Source organism: Lentzea sp. NPDC004782 (assembly GCF_040609115.1).
Taxonomy (GTDB): domain Bacteria; phylum Actinomycetota; class Actinomycetes; order Mycobacteriales; family Pseudonocardiaceae; genus Lentzea.
Genome location: NZ_JBEXJN010000034.1, coordinates 1 through 19,896, shown reverse-complemented (window position 1 = coordinate 19,896; position 19,896 = coordinate 1). Strand labels below are relative to the sequence as shown.

The window sequence follows — 19,896 nt, the reverse complement described above, 5'->3', positions numbered from 1 at the left end:
GCCCAGAAGAAACTGCGGTCTGCTGGTCCGTGTGCTCGTCAGATTCCTGAACCACCACCTCCGGCCGTACCGGGGAACACTTCTGCTCCTGGTGGTGCTGCAGCTGGTCCAGACGGCCGCGACCCTGCTGCTGCCCACGCTCAACGCGCGGATCATCGACAACGGTGTGCTGCGCGGCGACGCCGGCTACATCTGGGGCACCGGCCTCACCATGCTCGGCGTGGCCGCGGTGCAGATCCTCACCGCGAGCGGCGCGATGCTGCTGGGCTCCCGCACGTCCGCCCTCCTCGGCCGGGACCTGCGGCAGAAGGTGTTCGGCAAGGTCATGAGCCTGTCGGCACGCGAGGTCGACCAGATCGGCGCGCCGTCGCTGATCACCAGGACGGTCAACGACGTCGGGCAGGTCCAGAGCATCGTGCTGACCACCGCGGACGTCGCCGTGTCGGCGATCATCATGTGTGTCGGAGGTGTCGCGCTCGCGCTGGTGCAGGACGTGCCGGTGTCCACGATCCTGATCGCGCTGGTGGCGATCGTGATCGCCGGGCTCGCGCTGATGCTGAAGCGGCTCTCGCCGTTCTACGAGGCCATGCAGAGGTTCCTGGACCGCATCAACCACCTGCTGCGCGAGCAGATCACCGGTGTGCGGGTGATCCGGGCGTTCGTCCGCGACCCGCACGAACGCGGCCGCTTCGACGCCACCAACCGCGACCTCTACCGCACGACGCTGCGGGTCGGGCGGATCATGGCGGCACTGCCGGTGATGGTCATGACCGTGATGAACGCGCTGACCGTCGCGATCATCTGGTTCTCCGGCCACCGCATCGACGACGGCACCATGCAGCTCGGCGCGCTGCTCGCCCTGCTGTCCTACGTCACGCTGATCATCGTCGCGATCATCATGGCCATGCTGGTGTTCACCGAGGCCCCGCGCGCCGCGGTGTCGGCGGCCCGCGTGAACGAGGTGCTGCAGGCGCAGTCCAGCATCACCGTGCCGAAGAAACCCGTCACCGGCATGAACACCCGCGGCCACCTGGAGCTGCGCGGCGCCACGTTCGGCTACCCCGGCGCCGAGAAACCGGTGCTGCGGGACGTCAGCCTCGTGGCACGACCGGGCGAGACCGTCGCGATCCTCGGCAGCACCGGCAGCGGCAAGTCCACGCTGCTGTCCCTGGCGCTGCGGCTCTACGACGTCACCGGCGGCCAGGTGCTGGTCAACGGCGTGGACATCCGCGACCTGGACCCGTTGGCACTGCACAAAACCATCGGGTACGTGCCGCAGAAAGCACACCTGTTCAGCGGCACGATCGCGTCGAACCTCCGCTACGGCAAGGAAGACGCGACCGACGACGAACTGTGGCACGCGCTGGAGATCGCGCAGGCCACCGAGTTCGTCCGCCCGCTCGGTCTCGACGCGCCGATCACCCAGGGCGGCTCGAACGTCTCAGGTGGACAGCGGCAACGTCTCGCCATCGCGCGGACGCTGGTGCGACGGCCCGAGATCTACCTGCTCGACGACTGCTTCTCCGCGCTCGACCTCGGCACCGAGGCCCGGTTGCGCGCCGCACTGGCCCAGGAGCTCGGCCACGCCACCATCCTGCTGGTCACCCAGCGGATCAGCACCGTAGAGGCCGCGTCGCACGTCATCGTGCTGGAGGACGGCCAGGTCACCGGCTCCGGCACGCACGCCGAGCTGATCGCCACCAACCAGACCTACCGGGAGATCGCCGGTTCCCAGCCCGTGGGAGGGGCGCTCCGATGACGCTGCTCGCCGATCCGCCGGCCCCGGCCGAGGTAGAGGACCACCGCGAACCCGGCACCACCAAACGGTTGTTCGGGCTTCTGCTGCCCTACAAGAACAAACTCGCCCTGATCGGGCTGTTGTCGGTCGTGTCCATCGGCCTGAACCTGCTCGGCCCGATCCTGCTCGGCCGTGCCACCGACCTCATCTTCACCGGCCTGGTCAGCCGCACCCTGCCCGCCGGCGCCACCGAGGAGCAGATCCTCGCCCAGCTGCGCGACCAGGGCAAGGACACCCTCGCCAACGTCATCAGCACCGTCACCGTCGTGCCCGGCCAGGGCGTCGACTTCCCCGCGCTCGGCCAGTTGCTGCTGCTCATCCTCGGCCTGTACCTGGTCGGATCGCTGAGCATGCTCGTGCAGGGCCGGCTCGTCACCAACATCGTCCAGCACGCCGTCTACCGGCTGCGCGAGGACATCGACGCGAAGCTGACCCGGCTTCCGCTGGCCTACTTCGACCGCAACCCGCGCGGCGAGATCCTCTCCCGCGTCTCCAACGACGTCGACAACCTGCAGCGCACCGTGCAGCTCTCGATCGGTCAGATGCTCACGTCCGTGGTCAGCGTCGTCGGCGTGCTGACGATCATGCTGGTGATCTCCGTCGAACTGGCCGTGCTCGTGCTGGTCTGCGTGCCGATCGCACTCGTGCTCGCCGCGTGGATCTCCAAGCGCGCCATGCCGAAGTTCGCGCAGCAGTGGCAGTCGACCGGCGCCCTCAACGCCCACGTCGAGGAGATGTACAGCGGGCACGCGCTGATCACCGCGTTCGGCCGCCAGGAGCAGGCGGCGAAGGAGTTCGCCGAGCGCAACGAGATCATGTACCGGTCGTCGTTCAGCGCCCAGGCCATCTCCGGGCTGATCGGGCCGGCGACCCGGTTCATCACCGACCTCAACTACGTGCTGGTCGCCGTGGTCGGCGCGCTGCGGGTGGCGACCGGCAGCGTGTCGATCGGTGACGTGCAGGCGTTCATCCAGTACTCCGGCATGTTCTCCCGGCCGATCATCGACGTCGCGAACTTCTCCGGCCAGCTGCAGTCCGGCATCGCCTCCGCCCGGCGCGTGTTCGAACTGCTCGACGAACCCGAGCAGTCACCGCCGCCCGCCGAGCCCGCGACCGTCTCCCCCGTCCGCGGCCACGTCGAGTTCTCCCGCGTGTCCTTCCGGTACGAGCCGGAGAAACCGCTGATCGACGACCTGTCCCTCACCGCTTCGCCCGGCAGGCTCGTCGCCATCGTCGGCCCGACCGGCGCGGGCAAGACCACGCTGGGCAACCTGCTGCTGCGGTTCTACGACCTCGACGGCGGCCGGATCCTGCTGGACGGCACCGACATCACGCACCTGACCCGCGAGGAGCTGCGGTCCGCCATCGGGCTGGTCTCGCAGGACACGTGGCTGTTCGAGGGCACGATCGCCGAGAACATCGCCTACGGACGACCGGGCGCGACCCGTGCCGAGATCGTCGAAGCCGCCCAGGCCATGTGCGTGGACCGGTTCGTGCGGGCGCTGCCCGACGGCTACGACACCGTGCTCGACGAGGAGCACGGCGGCCTCTCCGCCGGCGAACGGCAGCTCATCACCCTGGCGCGCGCCTTCCTCGCCCAGCCCGCGATCCTGCTGCTCGACGAGGCCACGTCGTCGATCGACACCCGCACCGAGGTGCTGATCCAGCAGGCGATGGCGTCGTTGCGGGCCGGGCGCACGAGCTTCGTGATCGCGCACCGGCTCTCGACCATCCGCAACGCCGACCTGATCGTCGTGATGGACCGCGGCGCGGTGGTGGAACGCGGCACGCACGAGGAACTGATGGCGGCCAACGGTTTCTACGCCCGGCTGTACTCGGCCTGAATCCGATCGTCACCGGGGAGAGGTCGTGTCACGCTGAGCCGCATGACCGCTCCGCGCATCGACACGCCCCTCGGCCCGGTGACGTTCACCGTGCGGTCCGATGTGGACCACGAGGTGGTCGCCGGTCCGGCCGCGCCCGTGCTGCCCGACCACTACCCGCCGGTGACGCTGTGGACCGCGACGTGGCGGTTCCCCGCGGGCAGGCCGGTCAACGGGTTCGAGGTCGTCGCGGGCCTGACGACGACGGGCGCCGAAGGCAGCCCGGACTCCGGTTACCGCCTCGACGCCGTCACGTTCGAGAACGCCACCACCGTGTTGTCCATCGGCGGACCGAACGAGGAACAGCTGCTCGAGGAGTTCGGCCTCGAGAGCAGCGTGTGGTACCTGGACGACCTGACCCTGAGGTGGCGGCTGCCGGCGTTCGAGCCTTCCCGCGACGTCCAGCTCGCCCTCGCGGTGGCCTGGGGAGAGCCGAGCGAGCTCCCGGCGACGTGGTGGGCCGTCGACCTGCCGTAACGGCGATCAGGCCAGCACGAACGGGATCGCGAGGTCGCCCAGCTCGGCGCGCTCCGCTTCGGTCGGAGCGCGCCGTCCCGTTCCCACCAGCAGCACGTCGGCGTCCGGCCACGACGAGGGGAACGGCCCGGCGATCTGCTCCAGCACCTCCCGGCACCGGGCGAGCGCCGCCACAGGCGGACCAGAAGCCCCAGGCAGATGCATCACCAGGTCCAGGTGGTGCAGCGTCCACTCCCAGACGTACGCGCCCAGGTAACCGGACGTGCACAGCACCATGTCCTGCGTGCTGACCTTCAACGTCGGATCGGCCAGCTGTGCGGCCCGCAACGCCGCCTGCCCCACGTCGTCGACGTGGTGCTTCAACATCCACGGCTCGCCGTAGGCCGCGGCGAGCCGGACCGTCAGCTCGGCCAGCGGATCGTCGGACGGCGAACCGGAGACCTTCCAGTACGTCACGGCGTCGTGCGTGACCGGGTCGGCGGTGGGCGTCACCAACGTGATCAGCACGTCCTGCGCGTCGATCACCAGGTGGCACACCAGGTCCCGCACCAGCCAGCCCGCACAGCCCGACGGCCGTTCGAAGTCGGAGTCCGTCAGCTCACCGACCGCGTCGAGCAGCGCCCCCAGCGCGAGCGAAAAAAGATCCACACCCCCAAGCTAACGATGAAGGGCTCCTTCATCCACCTGACGTGGATGAAGGAGCCCTTCATCGGGCAAAAGGCGCCTACCAGCTGGCGGCGGCCAGCAGGTCGCCGTACTCGTGCTCGGTGGCCACGTGCTTGAGGTCGGCCTCCACCATCATCTTCATCAGCGACGAGAAGTCGACCTCGGGCTTCCAGCCGAGCTCACCGCGCACGCGCGTGGTGTCGGCGCACAGGATCTCGACCTCGGCCGGGCGGACCAGCACCGGGTCGATGTAGACGTAGTCCTCCCAGTTGAGGCCGACGTGCTCGAACGCCAGCCGCACGGCGTCGCGCACCGAGTGCATCTCGCCGGTGCCGACGACGTAGTCCTCCGGCTCGTCCTGCTGCAGCATCAGGTGCATGGCCCGCACGTAGTCGCCGGCGAAACCCCAGTCGCGCAACGCATCCAGGTTGCCCAGCGCCAGCTTGTCCTGCAGGCCCTGCGCGATCTTCGCGACGCCGAGCGAGATCTTGCGGGTCACGAACTCCGCGCCGCGGCGCGGTGACTCGTGGTTGAACAGGATGCCGCCGACCGCGTACATGCCGAACGACTCGCGGTAGTTGCGGGTGATGAAGTGGCCGTAGGCCTTCGCCACGCCGTAGGGGCTGCGGGGGTGGAAGATCGTGGTCTCGCGTTGCGGCGTCTCGGCGGCCTTGCCGAACATCTCCGACGACGACGCCTGGTAGAAGCGGATGTCACGGCCGGAGGTGCCGTTGTTGCGGCTGCTGGACAGGCCCGAGACGATGCGGATCGCCTCCAGCATCCGCAGCACGCCCATGGCGTTGACCTCGGTCACGAGCTCGGCCTGCTGCCACGACATCGGCACGAACGAGATGGCGCCGAGGTTGTACACCTCGTCGGGCTGCACCAGGTCCACAGCGGACACCAGCGACGCCTGGTCCATCAGGTCACCGTCCACGAAGGACAGTTCGGACATCAGCCGCGACACCCGCATCTTGCGCGGGTTCGCCTGCCCCCTCATCAACCCCCAGACCTGGTAGCCCTGCCTGAGCAGGTGCTCGGCGAGGTACGACCCGTCCTGCCCGGTGATCCCGGTGATCAGTGCCCGCTTGGTCATCCCGTTTCCTCTCATCACCTTCTACCAAGGTCCGACACGGGACGGACCTGAATCCCTTGCCAAATTAGGGGTTCGGGCACTAGGGGATTCGCCGGAAACGACAGCGGCAACAGCACTTCTGTTGTCGGAAAGAAAGAAATGGCCACCGGCGAACACGTGCACGGAGAATGCGCCGGTCGTGCGTTCCCGCCACTGCCCGACCTCGTCCACCGAGGCCTTCGGGTCGGCGTCACCGGTCAGCGCCGTCACCGGGCACGCCAGCGCCGGTCCCGGACGGTACCGGTAGGTCTCCGCGGCCCGGTAGTCGGCGCGGATCGCCGGCAGCACCATCCGCACCAGCTCCTCGTCGTCGAACACCCGTGCGTTCGTGCCCGCGAGCCGCCGCACCTCGGCGATCAGGCCCGCGTCGTCCCGCAGGTGCACGCGGTCGTCCCGGACGATCTGGGGAGCGCGGCGGCCGGAGACGAACAGGTGGTCCACGGCCACGCGCAGAGCCACCTCGAACGCGACCATCGCGCCCATGCTGTGCCCGAACAGGTGCAACGGCCGGTCACGGGCCAGCAGCGGCGCGATCTGGTCCGCCAGCCCGCGGATGTCGTAGTCCAAAGGCTCTGACCTGCGGTCCTGCCGTCCGGGGTACTGGACGGCGACCAGCTCGCACCGGCCGGAGAAGTCCTGCGCGAACGGCTGGTACCAGCTCGCCGCGCCGCCCGCGTGCGGGAAGCACACCAGCCGGGGCGCGCCGGGAGGTGCCTCGCAGAACCGCCGGAACCACAGTCCGGTATCAACACTGGACGCCACGGCCTCGATGCAAGCACCGTTCGGGCTGAGGAAACGCCTGGAAACAGCTAGCGTGGCAGGCATGGGCAAGTCCCCGGCTGTGGAGCTCGAGGTGGAGGACCGCGTCGTGCGGATCTCCAACCCCGACCGCGTCTACTTTCCCGCGCGCGGCGAGACCAAACTGGATCTCGCGAACTACTACCTGTCCGTCGGTGACGGAATCGTCCGCGCACTGCGGGAACGACCGTGCATGCTGCACCGCTTCCCCGAGGGCGTGACCGGCGAGAAAGTGCACCAGAAAAGACTTCCGCACGGCGCCCCGCCGTGGGTGCGCACGGTGCGCGTGCATTTTCCGCGCTACAACCGGCACGCGGACGAGCTCTGCGTCACGCACCTCGCCGACGTGATCTGGGCCGTGCAGATGTCCACTGTGGAGTTCCACCCGTGGAACTCGCGCGCGGCGGACACGGAGAAGCCCGACGAGTGGCGCATCGACCTCGATCCCGGCCCCTCCTGCTCGTTCGACCGCGTCCGCAGGGTCGCGGGCGTCGTCGAGGAGGTGCTCGCGGAACTGGGCGCGACGGGCTTTCCCAAGACGTCCGGCAGCAAGGGCCTGCACGTCTACGTGCGGATCAAGCCCGATCACGGCTTCTCCGACGTGCGCAAGGCGGCGCTGGCGTTCGCGCACGAGGTCGAACGACGCGCGCCCGACGACGTGGAGACCACGTGGTGGCGCAAGGACCGCGACCCGGCGCTGGTGTTCGTCGACTACAACCAGAACGCCCGCGACCACACGATCGCGAGCGCCTACTCGGTGCGCGGCTTCCCCGAGGCCACCGTGTCCACGCCGATCCGCTGGGACGAGATCCCGGACGTCGACCCGCGCGAGTTCACCATCGCCAGCGTGCCGAAGCGCTACGCCGAGCTGGGCGACCTGCACGCCGGCATCGACGACGCCGTCTGGTCGATCGAGCCGCTGCTGGAGTGGGCCGCCCGAGACGAACTCGAGGTGCCTGATGAACAGTAGCCCGATGAAGTTCTCCAGCCTGGACCAGCCGCTGTTCGGCGGCACGGTCAAGGCGGACCTGGTGGAGTACCTGGACTTCGTGGCCGACCGGTTCGTGCCGGTGCTGGCGGGCCGGCCGTTGTCGGTGTGGCGGGTTCTGCGCGGCCAGGACCCGTTCATGCAGAAGAACGTCCCCAAGTACACGCCCGACTACGTCAAAACCGTCGAGGTCTGGGCGGAGGCGTCGCACCGCAAGATCAGGTACGCGCTGTGCGACGACAAGCAGACGCTGATGTGGTTCGCGAACCAGCGCGCGGTCGAGTACCACGTGCCATTGTTTCTCGGCGACCACCAGACGCACATGGTCCTCGACATCGACCCGCCCGAGGGAGCCGGGTTTGACGTGGTGGTCGAGTCGGCGTTCCTGATCAGGGAAGCACTGGCGAACGCCGGCCTGCGGGGCGCGGTCAAGACGAGCGGCGCCAAGGGCGTGCACATCTTCGTGCCGCTGGACAAGCACGACCCGGACGACGTCGCGGCGGCCACGCGGGCGGTGGCGGCGCGGGCCGAGAAGCTCGATCCCGAGCTCGCCACCACCGCCTACATCCGCGCCGAACGCGGTGGGAAGGTGTTCCTCGACTCGACCAGGGCCTGGGGTGCCACGGTCGTCGCCGCCTACAGCCCGCGCCTGCGCGAAGGCCTGCCGATCTCGTTCCCGGTGCCGTGGGACGACCTGCGGGACGTCAGCCCGGCCGACTTCACCGTCCGGAGCAGGTTCGACGGCGACCCGTGGGCCGAGCTGATGCCGCAACCCCAGCAGCTGCCGCAGGACCTGATCGCGCAGGGCCACACCATCCCGGTCGCCCGCGTCGTCGCCATGCACGAGGGCAAACGCCGCAAGGCTCAGCGCGAACGCGAGAAGTAGGCGGCCAGAGCGGCGGCGAGGGGCAGCGCCAGGTAGGTGACGCTCGTGAACGACAGTTCAGTCGCAGCCACGTACTCGTTGGCGCACAACAGCAATCCGGCGGTGACGGTGAGGTACCCGGCGAACCTGGCCGTGCCGCTGGTCAGGATCACGATCAGCGGAACCACGATCAGGCCGGCCAGGCTCGCGTACCCGACGAACGCCGGGACGCCCATCACGTGGAGAACGGCGTCCAGCAGCAGCAAACCCGGTGCGATGGCGGCGAGCCAGGCCCGTTCCCGCCAGAGCCGGTAGCCCGCCAGCCCGACGAGGACCGTCGCGACGGCCAGGAACGCCACGTCCAGACCGTCGCCGCCGAACGACTTCAGCTTGTCGGCCGAGAAGGCGACCACGAGGATCCCGGCCGCACCTGCCACCACGGCCGCGGCCGCCAGCCACCACGGCCGCGCCTGCCACGCGACCGCCACCACCGTCACGGCCATGCCGAGCAGCAACCACAGGTAGTCCCCGCCGCTGCTGCCGAGCAGCCCGGTCATACCGGCCAGCAGACCGAGGACGGCACCAGGCAGCCAGAGGTGGGCACGGCAGGTCAGCGTGAACATCGCGGCGACGAGCGCCCACGACCACACCGTGCCGAACAGCATTGTGCCGAAGGTGGCATGGTTCAGGTGACTCGGCAGACCACCCCGAACCGTCACGAGGCCGACCACCAGGAGCGTCAGCGCGAGACCGGCGACCAGCCGGGGCGCCGCGCCCACCAACCGGGCAGCCTTCCCCTTCGGAATCGATTCAACCTCGCCCCCTCCGGGGGAGACCGAGGTCCCCACTCCAATCGTCGCACGAGGGGCGGACGGTTTCGGCAGGGAAAGATCAACATCGGCGGGGTTGTCCACAGGCGTCGAGTTGTCCACAGATTCCGGGGTGGGGCTTGACGCGGGACGCATCGGGGAGGCGGGCGCCGGCCGCTCCCCCAGAGCAATGCGCGCGGCCGTCGCCACCATGCGGCTGTCGTCGTCCGAGAGCCGCCGCAGCGCAAGCTGAGCTGCCAGTACGCGTCCCTCGTGCGCCACCGACAGCATCCGGACCAGCGACGGGATCGCTCCGGCCCGCACACCTGGCAACGAGTGGTCGATCGCCTCCTGCAGGTCGGAGGGCAGGGCGGCGGGCACCGACACTGGTCGGGCACGACGGGCGATGCGCAGGTCACCGCGCACGTCGAGCATCCACTTGCCGGGGGTCTGGTGCGGAGTGACGCGGCGGACGCGGTCGTAGACGTACTCATAGAGCTCGTCCAGGCCCACGTGGCCGTCCTGGTCGCGGTCGGCGTCACCGGACTCAAGACCTTCCACCAGCGCCGAGGTGAAGACCGAGGGTTCACCCTCGGAAGCGTCGGCCACCGCCGCGCCCTCGAAGGCGTACTCCATGGACGACGACGCGGTGATCACCACCCGGCCGCTACCTCCGAATTGTTCCTCCAGGTCGACGGATCCACCAGCGCGGGCAACCATTCCACGGCCGAACGCGCCGGAGTAGCAGCAGTCCAGCAGGAGCACGATGCGGCGGGAGCGGGAGCGGTTCATGCGGCGGGCCACGAAGTCCGCGGACACTGCGGTGCCGGCCAGGCGGTTGAGCCTGGTGCGCGAGGTGGCGAAGTGCAGCTCGCCGGCCTCGTCCTTCACGCCGTGGCCGGAGAAGTGCAGGACGAGGAGGTCATCCGGCTCGCGGTCAGCGAAGAAGTCCTCGACAGCCTCGTTGACCTCGGCGGCCGAGGAGTTGATCAGGGTCCGCACGTCGAAACCGCCGATGCGCGGATCGGCCAGCACCTCGCCGAGGCGGGCGGCGTCGTGGGCGGGCGCGCGCAGCGCCGACAGACCGGGGTCGGTGAACTCGTAGCTCGCGATGATCAACGCGTACCGCTTGAAGCGGCGTCTCTCCAGCCACGCCGAGGCCGCAGCGCGTTCCGCTGCCGAGGGCGCGCCGGTCAGTTCCAGGACGTCGCCGTCGGCCTCGACCGTCACGGAACGCTCGCGGCGCTGCCCCAGCCACGACGAGACGGCGGTGATCAGCGCGGCCAGCACGGTCGACTGGGAGATCGTCGTCAGCAGCGTGCCCAGTTCGGTCAGGTCGACGGCTTTGGCGCCCTCGGCGGTCTCCGCGGGAACACTCGCGACGGGCGTGAGCTCCTGCAGCTCGGCCCGCAGAAACGCGGTGAGCTGTTCGATGCGTTCGGCGTCGGCCCCGTCCTCACGAACACGCAAGGTGATGTCTGCCATAGCGGCCTCCCTGTCATTGGAGGTCGCTCACGGGCCCTGAAGCATTACGAGGGGTCGGATCCCCGCCAGGCCGCCCACCACAGGCCCAGCGCGGCCGCCACCACCGTCGCGGTGATCCACCCGGTGAACCCGCTGCCGTCCACATAGGCCCAGAACAGGCCCACGACCGGCGCGGGCACCAGGAACACCGCGTCCACCCGCAGCTGGGCGAGCAGGCCGCGCGGCGCGCGCGTCTCGGGATCGGGCTTCGCGGGGTTGTCGGCACGCCGGCCCCGCGGGTGCTTCGTCACCGGCCGCCCGGACGGGTAGATCGTCACGCCGTCCACCACGGCGACCCGCCCGCCGCGCAGCTCGACGTCCACCGGCGACGGCAGCGTCACGAGCACCGGGTCGTAGTAGACGGGCAGCCAGCGCTCCACCGGGCCGTCGATCTCCAGCCACGACCGCACCATCAGCCCGGACTGCAACCGGATCCGCCGCACGGACACGGTGGCAGCGGCGGCACGCGCACACCGCACCGCCAGGAACACCCGCAGCAGACCGGCGACGAGCACCAGCAGCGCCACCGCGACCGCGAACGTCACGCCGCCGAGCGCGCGATCGGTCTGCAGCAACAGGTCCGCACCCGGAATCACGGCCCGGGAAGGGTTCGCGGGGTCGAACGCCACCTGCGTCTGCTTGCCCACGACCCGGTCGCCGTCCTCGTACGGCACGCGCGCCGAACCCGACGGCCACCGCACCTCGACCGCGCCGCCCGAGTAGGAGACGACGCTGCCGACCTCGCGGGAGGTCATGGACGACAACAGAGCGCGATCGTCCGAATAGGACAGCCATGACAGCACGGCCACCACGAGGCAGACGAACAACACGATCGCCGTGGCGAGAACACCGTGGCGCAGCGCACGAACCCGGAAACGCGGCAAAGCAGACTCCAAACAGAAACGAACGGCCCGGCGGAGAGCCCGCCGGGCCGTTCATCAGTGAACTACATCAGGAGGTGAAGCCCATGTGGATGTAGTCGTACGGGCGGTTCGCGAACGCGACGGCACCGAAGTTCGCCACGTTGCTCTTCACCGCGACCGCGCCGGGCAGCTGGTAGAGCGGCAGCTGGGCGCCGATCTCCCAGATCTTCTTGTCGGCCTCGTTGGTGATCGCGGCGCGCTTGGCGTCGTCGAGCTCACCGTTGGCCTGGTCGAGCAGCTTGTTGATCTCTTCCGACCCGGTGTGGCCGTAGTTCTGGTTGGTGCTGGTCGGGTCGAGGTAGTAGATGCCCTTGCTGTCCGAGATCGGCGTGGCCGAGGCCAGCCAGCGGAAGCCGGTCATGTCGAAGTTGCCGACGTTGACGTACTGCTTGAAGAAGTCGGTCGACGGCACGGCCTGGATGTCGACCTTGGCGCCGATGTCCTTCAGCTGCGACTGCACGAGCTTCGCGATCTGGTCGGACACGGGGTTCGGCGTCGGGATGACGTAGCGGACGACGAGCTCCTTGCCGTCCTTCTTCCGGGTCTCACCGTCGAGCTTCCAGCCCAGCTCGTCGAGCTGCTTCTTCGCGGCTTCCTTGTCGAACGACGCGATGGACGAGTTGTCCTTGTACTCCTTCGTGCCGAGCAGGAAGAAGTGGTTACCGGTGATCTGAGCGTCACCCTTGAGCATCTGGCCGAGCAGCGCCCGCGCGATGGTCTTGGGGTCGATACCGCGCATCAGCGCGACGCGGAGCTTCGGGTCCTTGAGGATCGAGGAGTCCGCGCCGTTGAACGTGATGTGCGTGTAGTCCGGCGTGATCGCCTGACGGATGCTGACGCCCTGCATCCCCTTCGCCTTGGTGAAGTTGTCGACGCTCGAGCCGATGTCGAACCAGTCGATCTGGCCGTTGGCGAGCGCGTCCGCGAGGGCGGGGCGGTCGACCTGGCGGAACGTGATCTTGTCGAGCTTCGCCTTCTCGCCCCACCACGCGTCGTCGCGCACGACGGTGACGGTCTTGGCGGTGAGGTCGATCGTGCCGATCTTGAACGGACCGGCGGTCACCTTCGGCTTGTCGGCCCAGCCCTTGTTGAACTCCTCGACCGAGGAGGACATGGACTTCGGGTAGAGGGGCGAGAACATGCCCATCCACTCGGCGAACTTCTTCTTGAACGTCACCTTGACGTCCTGGTCGGTCGCGCCCTTCTCGACCTTCTCGATGTCCTCGTAGCCGGTGGTGCCGGCGACCTCGTAGGCCTTGTCGGTGCCGCTGAGCGACTTCCACATGGCCTCGAAGTCCTGCCACGACAGCGGGTTGCCGTCCGACCACTTCGCCTTCGGGTTGATCTTGAACTCGAGGACCTCGGGGTCGGTGGACGCGAGCTTCGCCGACTCCAGGTAGTCCTTGTTGACCTCGATGGTCGAGTCGGCCTTCTGCTTGAACAGGTTCGGCATGACCGTGTCGATCATGCGGCGGCCGTCGGCGTTGGTGCCGTCGAGCTGGTTGTAGTTCCAGTTGTCCGGCAGCTGGTCGACCGGCCAGCGGAACTCGCCGCCGTCCTTGACCTTGGAGGCGTCCTGCGGGTTGATGTCCGCCTGACCCACCGTGTTCTCCGCGCCCTTCAGGCCGGAGTCAGTCTTGCTGGGCCCCCCACACGCGGTAAGCGTGAGGGCGACCGCGACCAGCGCGGTCACTCCCACCTTGGTACGTCGACTCACTGTCGTGAACCTCCCTCGTGCCCGGACACCAGTTGCCGGGGACACTGTTCCTTCGTGCTCGCAGGTCTGCTCTGAAGGCGACGGATGCATCAGAGGACCTGACGGATCTGGGCGAAGTGGCAGGCGGCCTCGTGGTCGGGCGCCTGGACCTCGCGCGGCGGTTCCAGCTCGATGCACGTGCGCTGCTTCTCGGGAGGCAGCGAGGCGTGCAGGAAGCACCGGGTGCGGAACCGGCAGCCGGACGGCGGGTTCGCCGGGCTCGGCAGGTCGCCGGTGAGGATGATCCTCTCCCGCTGGCGCTCCTTGACGGGGTCGGGGATCGGGATCGCCGACAGCAGTGCCTGCGTGTACGGGTGCCGCGGTGCGTCGAACACCGAGTCCACCTCGCCGATCTCCACGATCTTCCCCAGGTACATCACGGCCACCCGGTCCGCGATGTGCCGCACGACGGACAGGTCGTGGGCCACGAACAGGTAGGCGAGACCGAGCTTCGACTTCAGCTCCTCCAGCAGGTTGATGACACCCGCCTGGATGGACACGTCGAGCGCGGACACCGGCTCGTCGAGCACGACGAGCTTCGGTTGGAGCGCGAGCGCCCGCGCGATGCCGATGCGCTGCCGCTGACCGCCGGAGAACTCGCCGGGGTAGCGCGACAGCTGCTCGGGGCGCAGGCCCACGAGCCGCATCAGCTCCGGCACCCGGCGGTTGATCTCGTCCTTGCCGTAGCCGTGCACCTGCATCGGCTCGGCGATGACGTCGTTGATCGTCAGGCGCGGGTCGAGCGAGGCCATCGGGTCCTGGAAGACCACCGACATGTCCCGGCGGATCTCGAAGCGGCGCTTGGAGTTCAACGACGACACGTTGGTGCCGAGCACGGAGATCTCGCCGCCCATGGGCTTTTCGAGGCCGAGGATCTCCATCAGCGTGGTCGTCTTGCCGCAGCCCGACTCGCCGACCAGGCCGAGGGTCTCGCCCTCGCGGATGTCGAACGAGATGCCGGCCACGGCGTGCACGGTGCCGACGCGGCGCTTGAACACCACGCCCTTGTTGACCGCGTACTCCTTGACCAGGTTGTCGAGCTCCAGGACGGTCTCGCGCTGCTCGCGCGGCACCTTGGCGATCTCGGCGTCCTCGACGACCTCGGCGCCGAAGATCTCCGCGGCCGCCTCGGCGCCCTCGGCCTCGGTCGCCGCGATCTCACCGGTGCGGATGCACGCGGCGTGGTGCTCGGCCGAGCCGTCCACCTCGATCAGCGGCGGTTCCGCGGTGTGGCAGGCGTCGACGACCATCGGGCAGCGCGGCGCGAACGGGCAGCCCGGGGGCAGGTCCGTGAGCGACGGCGGCTGGCCCTTGATCGGCACCAGCGCCTGCTTCTCGCTGACGTCGAGACGCGGGATCGAGCCGAGCAGGCCGAGCGTGTACGGCATGCGCGGCTGCTGGTAGATCTCGTCCACCTGGCCGGTCTCCACGGCACGGCCCGCGTACATGACCATCAGCCGGTCGGCGAACCCGGCGACGACGCCGAGGTCGTGGGTGATGATCACGATGCCCGCGCCGGTGACCTCCTGCGCGGTCTCCAGCAGCTGCAGCACCTGGGCCTGCACCGTCACGTCGAGCGCGGTGGTCGGCTCGTCGGCGATGATCAGGTCCGGGTCGTTGGCGATCGCCATGGCGATCACCGCGCGCTGCCGCATGCCGCCGGAGAACTCGTGCGGGAACGCCTTGGCGCGTTCGGCGGCGTTCGGGATGCCGACGAGGTCGAGCAGCTCGACCGCGCGCTTGGCGGCGGCCGACCTGGACACCGCGCCACCGCGGTGCACCAGGATCGCCTCGGCGATCTGGTCGCCGACGGTGTAGACGGGCGTCAGCGCCGACAGCGGGTCCTGGAACACCATCGAGATGCGCCGGCCGCGGATCTTCGACAGCTCCGCGTCGGAGCGGCCGATGAGCTCACGGCCCTGGAACTTGATGGACCCGGTGATGCGCGCGGACGAGGGCAGCAGGCCCATGACCGCGAGCGACGACACGGACTTGCCGGAACCGGACTCGCCGACGATGCCGAGCACCTCACCGGGCGAGACCTCGTAGCTCAGGCCGCGCACGGCCCGCACGCGGCCCGCCTCGCTGGGGAACGACACGTGGAGGTCTTCGACCTGCAGAACCGGTCCTTCGACCACCGGGTCGGCCGGCGTGTCGAACAGGATCTCCGAACTGGTCATCAGGCGGCCTTCTCCTCGGTGTCCTTCTTCTCCCGCTTGCGCCCACGCGTGGAGGTGGGGTCGAGCGCGTCCCGCAGACCGTCACCGACCCAGTTCACCGCCAGCACGAACACGACGAGGAAGCCCGCCGGGAACAGGAACAGCCACGGGAAGGTCGTCGCGGACTGGGCGGCGTTGCCGATCAGGGTGCCGAGTGAGACGTCGGGCGACTGGACGCCGAAACCGAAGTAGCTCAGGCCGGTCTCGGCGAGCACCGCCGTCGCGACGTTGATGGTCGCGTCGATGATCAGCAGGGACGCCATGTTGGGCACGATGTGCTTGGCGATGATCCGCCGCGCGGGCTGGCCCATGAACCTGGCCGCCTTCACGAACTCGCGTTCCTTCAGCGTCAGCGTCATGCCGCGCACGATGCGCGCGGTGATCATCCACTGGAACGCCGCCAGCATCAGCACGAGCAGCCACCAGGACTTGCCCCGGAACCACGGGCTGAGGATGGCGATGATCAGGAAGGACGGCAGCACGAGCAGCAGGTCGACCACCCACATGAGCGCCTTGTCGGCGACCCCGAGGAAGTAGCCGGCGGTCGCACCGACGATCGCGGCCACGGTGGTCGAGATCAGCGCCACCAGCAGACCGATGATCAGCGACTTCTGCAGCCCGCGCATGGTCTGCGCGAACATGTCGGTACCGATGTTGTCGGTGCCGAAGATGTGGTCGGCGTACGGCGGCTGCAGGAACGCGGCGTAGTCACGGTCCTCATAGGACCAGTGCGTCAGCAGCGGGCCGATGAAGGCCAACAGGTACATCGCCACGATGATGATCAGGCCGATCAGCGCCAGCCGGTTGCGCATGAAGCGGAGGAACACCAGCCGGCCACGCGTCATCGCCTTGTCCGGCTCGGGCGCGGCGTCGATGGGGCTGCCCGATGCGGCGCCGGTGGTTCCCGCGGAGTCGCCCTCGTTGAGGATCACGGTCACGTCGTCACCTTGTCTAGTTCACGCGGATTCGGGGATCGAGCGCGGCGTACAGCACGTCGGAGAGCCAGCCGGAGAACAGCACGCAGACGGCGATGAACAAGGTCACCGTGGCCGTGATGTTCGTGTCCTGCGCCGAGATGCCGGTGACCAGCCAGTCACCCATGCCGTACCAGGTGAAGATCCGCTCCGTGAACGTGCCGCCCACCACCAGCAGGCCGAAACCGAACGCGAACAGGGTCGCCATCGGGATCAACGCGGTCCGCAGACCGTGCTTCATCAGCGCCTTGCGGCGGGTCAGACCCTTGGCCTGCGCGGTGCGCAGGAAGTCGCTGCCCAGCACGTCGAGCATCGAGGAGCGCTGGTAGCGGCTGTAGTAGGCGACCTGGCCGAGCGCGATGGCGAGCGTCGGCACGATCAGGTGCTGCAGGCGGTCGCCGAGGTGCTCGAACCAGTTGCCCTGGAAGCCGGGCGTCTCCTCGCCGACGACGATCAGGAAGTTGTTGCCGATCGCGTCGTTGACGCCCTGAGCACCGATCTTGAGCAGGTTGCCGAGCACCAGGACCGGCGTCGACAGCAGTATGAAGCTGAACAGGGTCGCGAAGTAGTCGCTGAACTTGTACTGCCGGATGGCGCTGACCACGCCGATCAGCACGCCGAACAGGATGCCGAGCGTGATGCCGAGCAGGAACAGCCGCAGGCTCACGCCGACGCGCCGGCCCAGCTCGTCGGTGATCGGGCGGTCGGCGATGGTCCGGCCGAAGTCTCCCTGAACCACACCACTCATCCAGGTCACGAACCGCTCAGGGATCGGCTGGTCGAGGTGCAGGTCTCGTTTCTTCGCCTCGATCGATGCCGCAGGAGGCGGTGGGTTGCGTTGCTGCAACACCCCGATCGGGTCAAAGGTGACGGAGGCCAACGTGAACGCGAGGAACGTCGCCACGAGGGCGAGCACCACGTAGTTGACCAACCGCCGCAACAGAAATCCGGCCACCCGTGTTCAGTCCTCTCCCCGGTGGTTGCGACGTCGGCGCACTGGATTGCAGTGGACGAGTTGCAAGAGATTAACCGCCGATCCGGCGGACCGCCGCCCACCCCCACCATTAGGCGAGGGCCCACTGACCGGGCCATAGTCACCCATGCGTGGCGGAATGTCGGCGCCAACAGCCACATCAACAGTTGACTCTGGGCAATTGTGTGTCCAAGCGTGACCATTGTGCGTCCAGATCGCTGTATTCACCGTGAACTTCCGTCTCGCAACGGTTACACGTGACGCATCCGGGTGAATGCATTGACCGGAGGTTGTGGGACAAGCAGCGCAATGTGATCGGAAACCGGGCATCACGCTCTGGAGCGCTTTGAACGTGGACGGTTACTGCATCGATGCGGAGGGGATCACGCGACCGTCCAGCGCACCGGCAGCTCGGCCACCCCGCCCACGAGCCGCTCGGCCCGAGGGGTGAGCTGGGCCACGTCCACGGCTGGGCCGAACGTCTCGAATCGGGTCGCGAGAGCGGTGAAGAGCTCCGTCAGCTCGATCCTCGCGAGCGGCGCGCCGATGCAGAACCTCGGGCCGTGACCGAAGGAGAGGTGCGGGTTGGACTCGCGCGGCACGAACGCGGACGGGTCCGGGAACCGGGTCTCGTCGCGGTTGGCCTGGCCGATGCCGAGCAGGACCAGGTCGCCGCACGGGATGTGGACGCCGTCGATGTCGATGTCGGCCATCGCGTACCGGGGCATGCCGGAGTCCTCGGACGGCGCCGAGATCGGTGACGGGTGCCGCAGGATCTCCTCCACGACGTCCCCGGCGGTGCCGGGGTCCGCGCGCAGCGCGTCCCACTGGCCGGGGTTGAGGCTCAGCAACATGACGCCGCGGTCGATGGCCGCGACCGTCGTCTCGTGTCCCGCGAACAGCAGGCCCGCGCTGAGCGACGCGACCGTCTCGTCCTGGCCGGGCGGGGCGGCTTCGATCAGCCGGGTGATGACGTCGTCGCCCGGTTCCTTCTTCTTCCGCTCGACGAGCTCGCCCATGTAGGCCCAGAGGCCGGCTGCGCCCTCCTGGGACTTCCGCGGGTCGTTGAGCGTGCCGACCGCCTCCGACCAGCGGCGGAACTTCTCGCGGTCCTCGTACGGGACGCCGAGCAGCTCGCAGATCACCACGACGGGCAGCTTGAACGACACGGCCTCGTGGAAGTCGGCGGGCTGAGGCTGCCGGACGAGGTCGTCGAGCAGGCCGTCGACGAGGTGCCGCACCCGTGGGCGCAGCGCCTCCATGTTCCTGGCGGAGAACGACGGCGTGAGCATCCTGCGCATCCAGGCGTGACGCTCGTTCTCCTCTTCTTCCGTGGCTTGGTGCGGTTTGCCGAGCAGCACCGCGTCCGTGAACTTCGGCGCGTTGTCCGGGTCGGCGTGGCCGCGACCGAGCCTGCGGTCCGCGAGCAGCGTCTTCACCAGGTCGTAGTCGGTGACGAGCCACGCCGGGTCGCCCGCGGGTGTGGTCACGCGCTTGATCATGTGATCCCCCTAATCCGTCGCATACGACGCGTCGCATCCAACGTACACTCCGGCCATGGCCGACAACACCGCTTTCCGCGACGCCGAGGCCGTGATGACGCATTTGCGCGCATTGCGGCAGGAGCTGCTGACGACGTCGATGGAGCCGTCCGGTGACCGCGAACGCAGCGGGCTGACCACACCCCAGGTCAGCGCCGTGCACTCGTTGCTCACGGTCGGCCCGGCCACGGTGACCGAACTGGCGCGGCGGCTGAACCTCTCGCACAGCACGACGTCGGGGATCGTGGACCGGCTCGAGGCACGCGGCCTGGTGTCACGGGAGCAGGACGCGAACGACCGCCGCTACACGCGGGTGCGGGTGACCGCGCCGGTCAAGCAGTACCGGCAGGACCTGTCGGACGGGCCGTACGGACGGCTGACGCTCGCGCTGCAGGGCGCTTCCCCGGCCCAGCGCAAGGCCGTGCTCGACGGGCTGGAGACGTTGCGGGCCTTGCTGGTCAGGTGAGGTGGATGAAGGGCGCCTTCATCCAAACCAAGGGGGTGTATGGGGCCGTGAACCACCAAAAATGCCCCGGGGGGGGTTTGGGGAGGGGGGCGAAGGGTGGC

At 68.7% G+C, this 19,896-nt stretch carries 16 protein-coding genes; 6 read left to right on the top strand and 10 right to left on the bottom strand.

From position 1 onward, the window contains the following. Window positions 1-31: 31 nt before the first annotated feature. From ABZV40_RS28615 to ABZV40_RS28605, 3 genes are read left to right on the top strand one after another with little or no spacing between them, the layout of a single operon-like run. Window positions 32-1,759 (top strand): ABC transporter ATP-binding protein, encoded by a 1,728-nt coding sequence (locus tag ABZV40_RS28615; RefSeq protein WP_355448017.1) that lies wholly within the window; start codon window positions 32-34, stop codon window positions 1,757-1,759. Next, window positions 1,756-3,642: an ABC transporter ATP-binding protein gene (locus ABZV40_RS28610; protein ID WP_355448014.1), complete on the top strand. Its 1,887-nt coding sequence runs from the start codon at window positions 1,756-1,758 to the stop codon at window positions 3,640-3,642. Before ABZV40_RS28615 ends, ABZV40_RS28610 begins: the two co-directional genes overlap by 4 nt. Before the next feature lie 42 nt (window positions 3,643-3,684). Next, window positions 3,685-4,158 (top strand): hypothetical protein, encoded by a 474-nt coding sequence (locus tag ABZV40_RS28605; RefSeq protein ID WP_355448011.1) that lies wholly within the window; start codon window positions 3,685-3,687, stop codon window positions 4,156-4,158. 6 nt (window positions 4,159-4,164) lie between these two features. Here the strand turns inward: ABZV40_RS28605 and ABZV40_RS28600 are convergent, their stop codons facing one another. The 3 genes from ABZV40_RS28600 to ABZV40_RS28590 form a co-directional block, all read right to left on the bottom strand. Further along, on the bottom strand, window positions 4,165-4,806 hold the full coding sequence (locus tag ABZV40_RS28600) for a maleylpyruvate isomerase N-terminal domain-containing protein (protein WP_355448008.1): 642 nt from the start codon (window positions 4,804-4,806) through the stop codon (window positions 4,165-4,167). A gap of 76 nt (window positions 4,807-4,882) precedes the next feature. After that, complete coding sequence (locus ABZV40_RS28595) at window positions 4,883-5,920, bottom strand: GDP-mannose 4,6-dehydratase (protein ID WP_355448006.1); 1,038 nt, start codon at window positions 5,918-5,920, stop codon at window positions 4,883-4,885. 21 nt (window positions 5,921-5,941) lie between these two features. Next, window positions 5,942-6,721, bottom strand: a complete 780-nt coding sequence (locus tag ABZV40_RS28590) for an alpha/beta fold hydrolase (protein WP_355448004.1) — start codon at window positions 6,719-6,721, stop codon at window positions 5,942-5,944. A gap of 61 nt (window positions 6,722-6,782) precedes the next feature. Here ABZV40_RS28590 and ligD point away from each other — a divergent pair, with 61 nt between their 5' ends. Both ligD and ABZV40_RS28580 read left to right on the top strand, forming a co-directional pair. Then, a complete protein-coding gene (ligD, locus tag ABZV40_RS28585; RefSeq protein WP_355448001.1) occupies window positions 6,783-7,727 on the top strand; it encodes a non-homologous end-joining DNA ligase in 945 nt (314 codons plus the stop codon). A gap of 4 nt (window positions 7,728-7,731) precedes the next feature. Next, on the top strand, window positions 7,732-8,631 hold the full coding sequence (locus ABZV40_RS28580) for an ATP-dependent DNA ligase (protein ID WP_355447998.1): 900 nt from the start codon (window positions 7,732-7,734) through the stop codon (window positions 8,629-8,631). Here ABZV40_RS28580 and ABZV40_RS28575 read toward each other — a convergent pair. From ABZV40_RS28575 to ABZV40_RS28545, 7 genes are all read right to left on the bottom strand, one after another. Next, on the bottom strand, window positions 8,610-10,904 hold the full coding sequence (locus ABZV40_RS28575; protein WP_355447995.1) for a caspase family protein: 2,295 nt from the start codon (window positions 10,902-10,904) through the stop codon (window positions 8,610-8,612). The genes ABZV40_RS28580 and ABZV40_RS28575 overlap by 22 nt on opposite strands. Window positions 10,905-10,948: 44 nt before the next feature. After that, window positions 10,949-11,827 (bottom strand): hypothetical protein, encoded by an 879-nt coding sequence (locus ABZV40_RS28570; RefSeq protein ID WP_355447992.1) that lies wholly within the window; start codon window positions 11,825-11,827, stop codon window positions 10,949-10,951. Between the two features lie 67 nt (window positions 11,828-11,894). Next, window positions 11,895-13,583 (bottom strand): ABC transporter family substrate-binding protein, encoded by a 1,689-nt coding sequence (locus tag ABZV40_RS28565; protein ID WP_355447989.1) that lies wholly within the window; start codon window positions 13,581-13,583, stop codon window positions 11,895-11,897. 89 nt (window positions 13,584-13,672) lie between these two features. Further along, a complete protein-coding gene (locus tag ABZV40_RS28560; protein WP_355447986.1) occupies window positions 13,673-15,802 on the bottom strand; it encodes an ABC transporter ATP-binding protein in 2,130 nt (709 codons plus the stop codon). Next, window positions 15,802-16,779 (bottom strand): ABC transporter permease, encoded by a 978-nt coding sequence (locus ABZV40_RS28555; RefSeq protein ID WP_355447983.1) that lies wholly within the window; start codon window positions 16,777-16,779, stop codon window positions 15,802-15,804. Before ABZV40_RS28555 ends, ABZV40_RS28560 begins: the two co-directional genes overlap by 1 nt. Before the next feature lie 13 nt (window positions 16,780-16,792). Further along, on the bottom strand, window positions 16,793-17,770 hold the full coding sequence (locus tag ABZV40_RS28550; RefSeq protein ID WP_355447980.1) for an ABC transporter permease: 978 nt from the start codon (window positions 17,768-17,770) through the stop codon (window positions 16,793-16,795). 401 nt (window positions 17,771-18,171) lie between these two features. Continuing rightward, window positions 18,172-19,290 carry a cytochrome P450 gene (locus tag ABZV40_RS28545; protein ID WP_355447978.1) on the bottom strand — a complete coding sequence of 373 codons (1,119 nt, stop codon included), beginning with the start codon at window positions 19,288-19,290 and terminating at the stop codon, window positions 18,172-18,174. Window positions 19,291-19,345: 55 nt separating this feature from the next. On the opposite strand from ABZV40_RS28545, the gene ABZV40_RS28540 reads away from it, so the two are divergent. Then, on the top strand, window positions 19,346-19,795 hold the full coding sequence (locus ABZV40_RS28540) for a MarR family transcriptional regulator (protein WP_355447975.1): 450 nt from the start codon (window positions 19,346-19,348) through the stop codon (window positions 19,793-19,795). The last annotated feature ends 101 nt before the right edge of the window (window positions 19,796-19,896 follow it).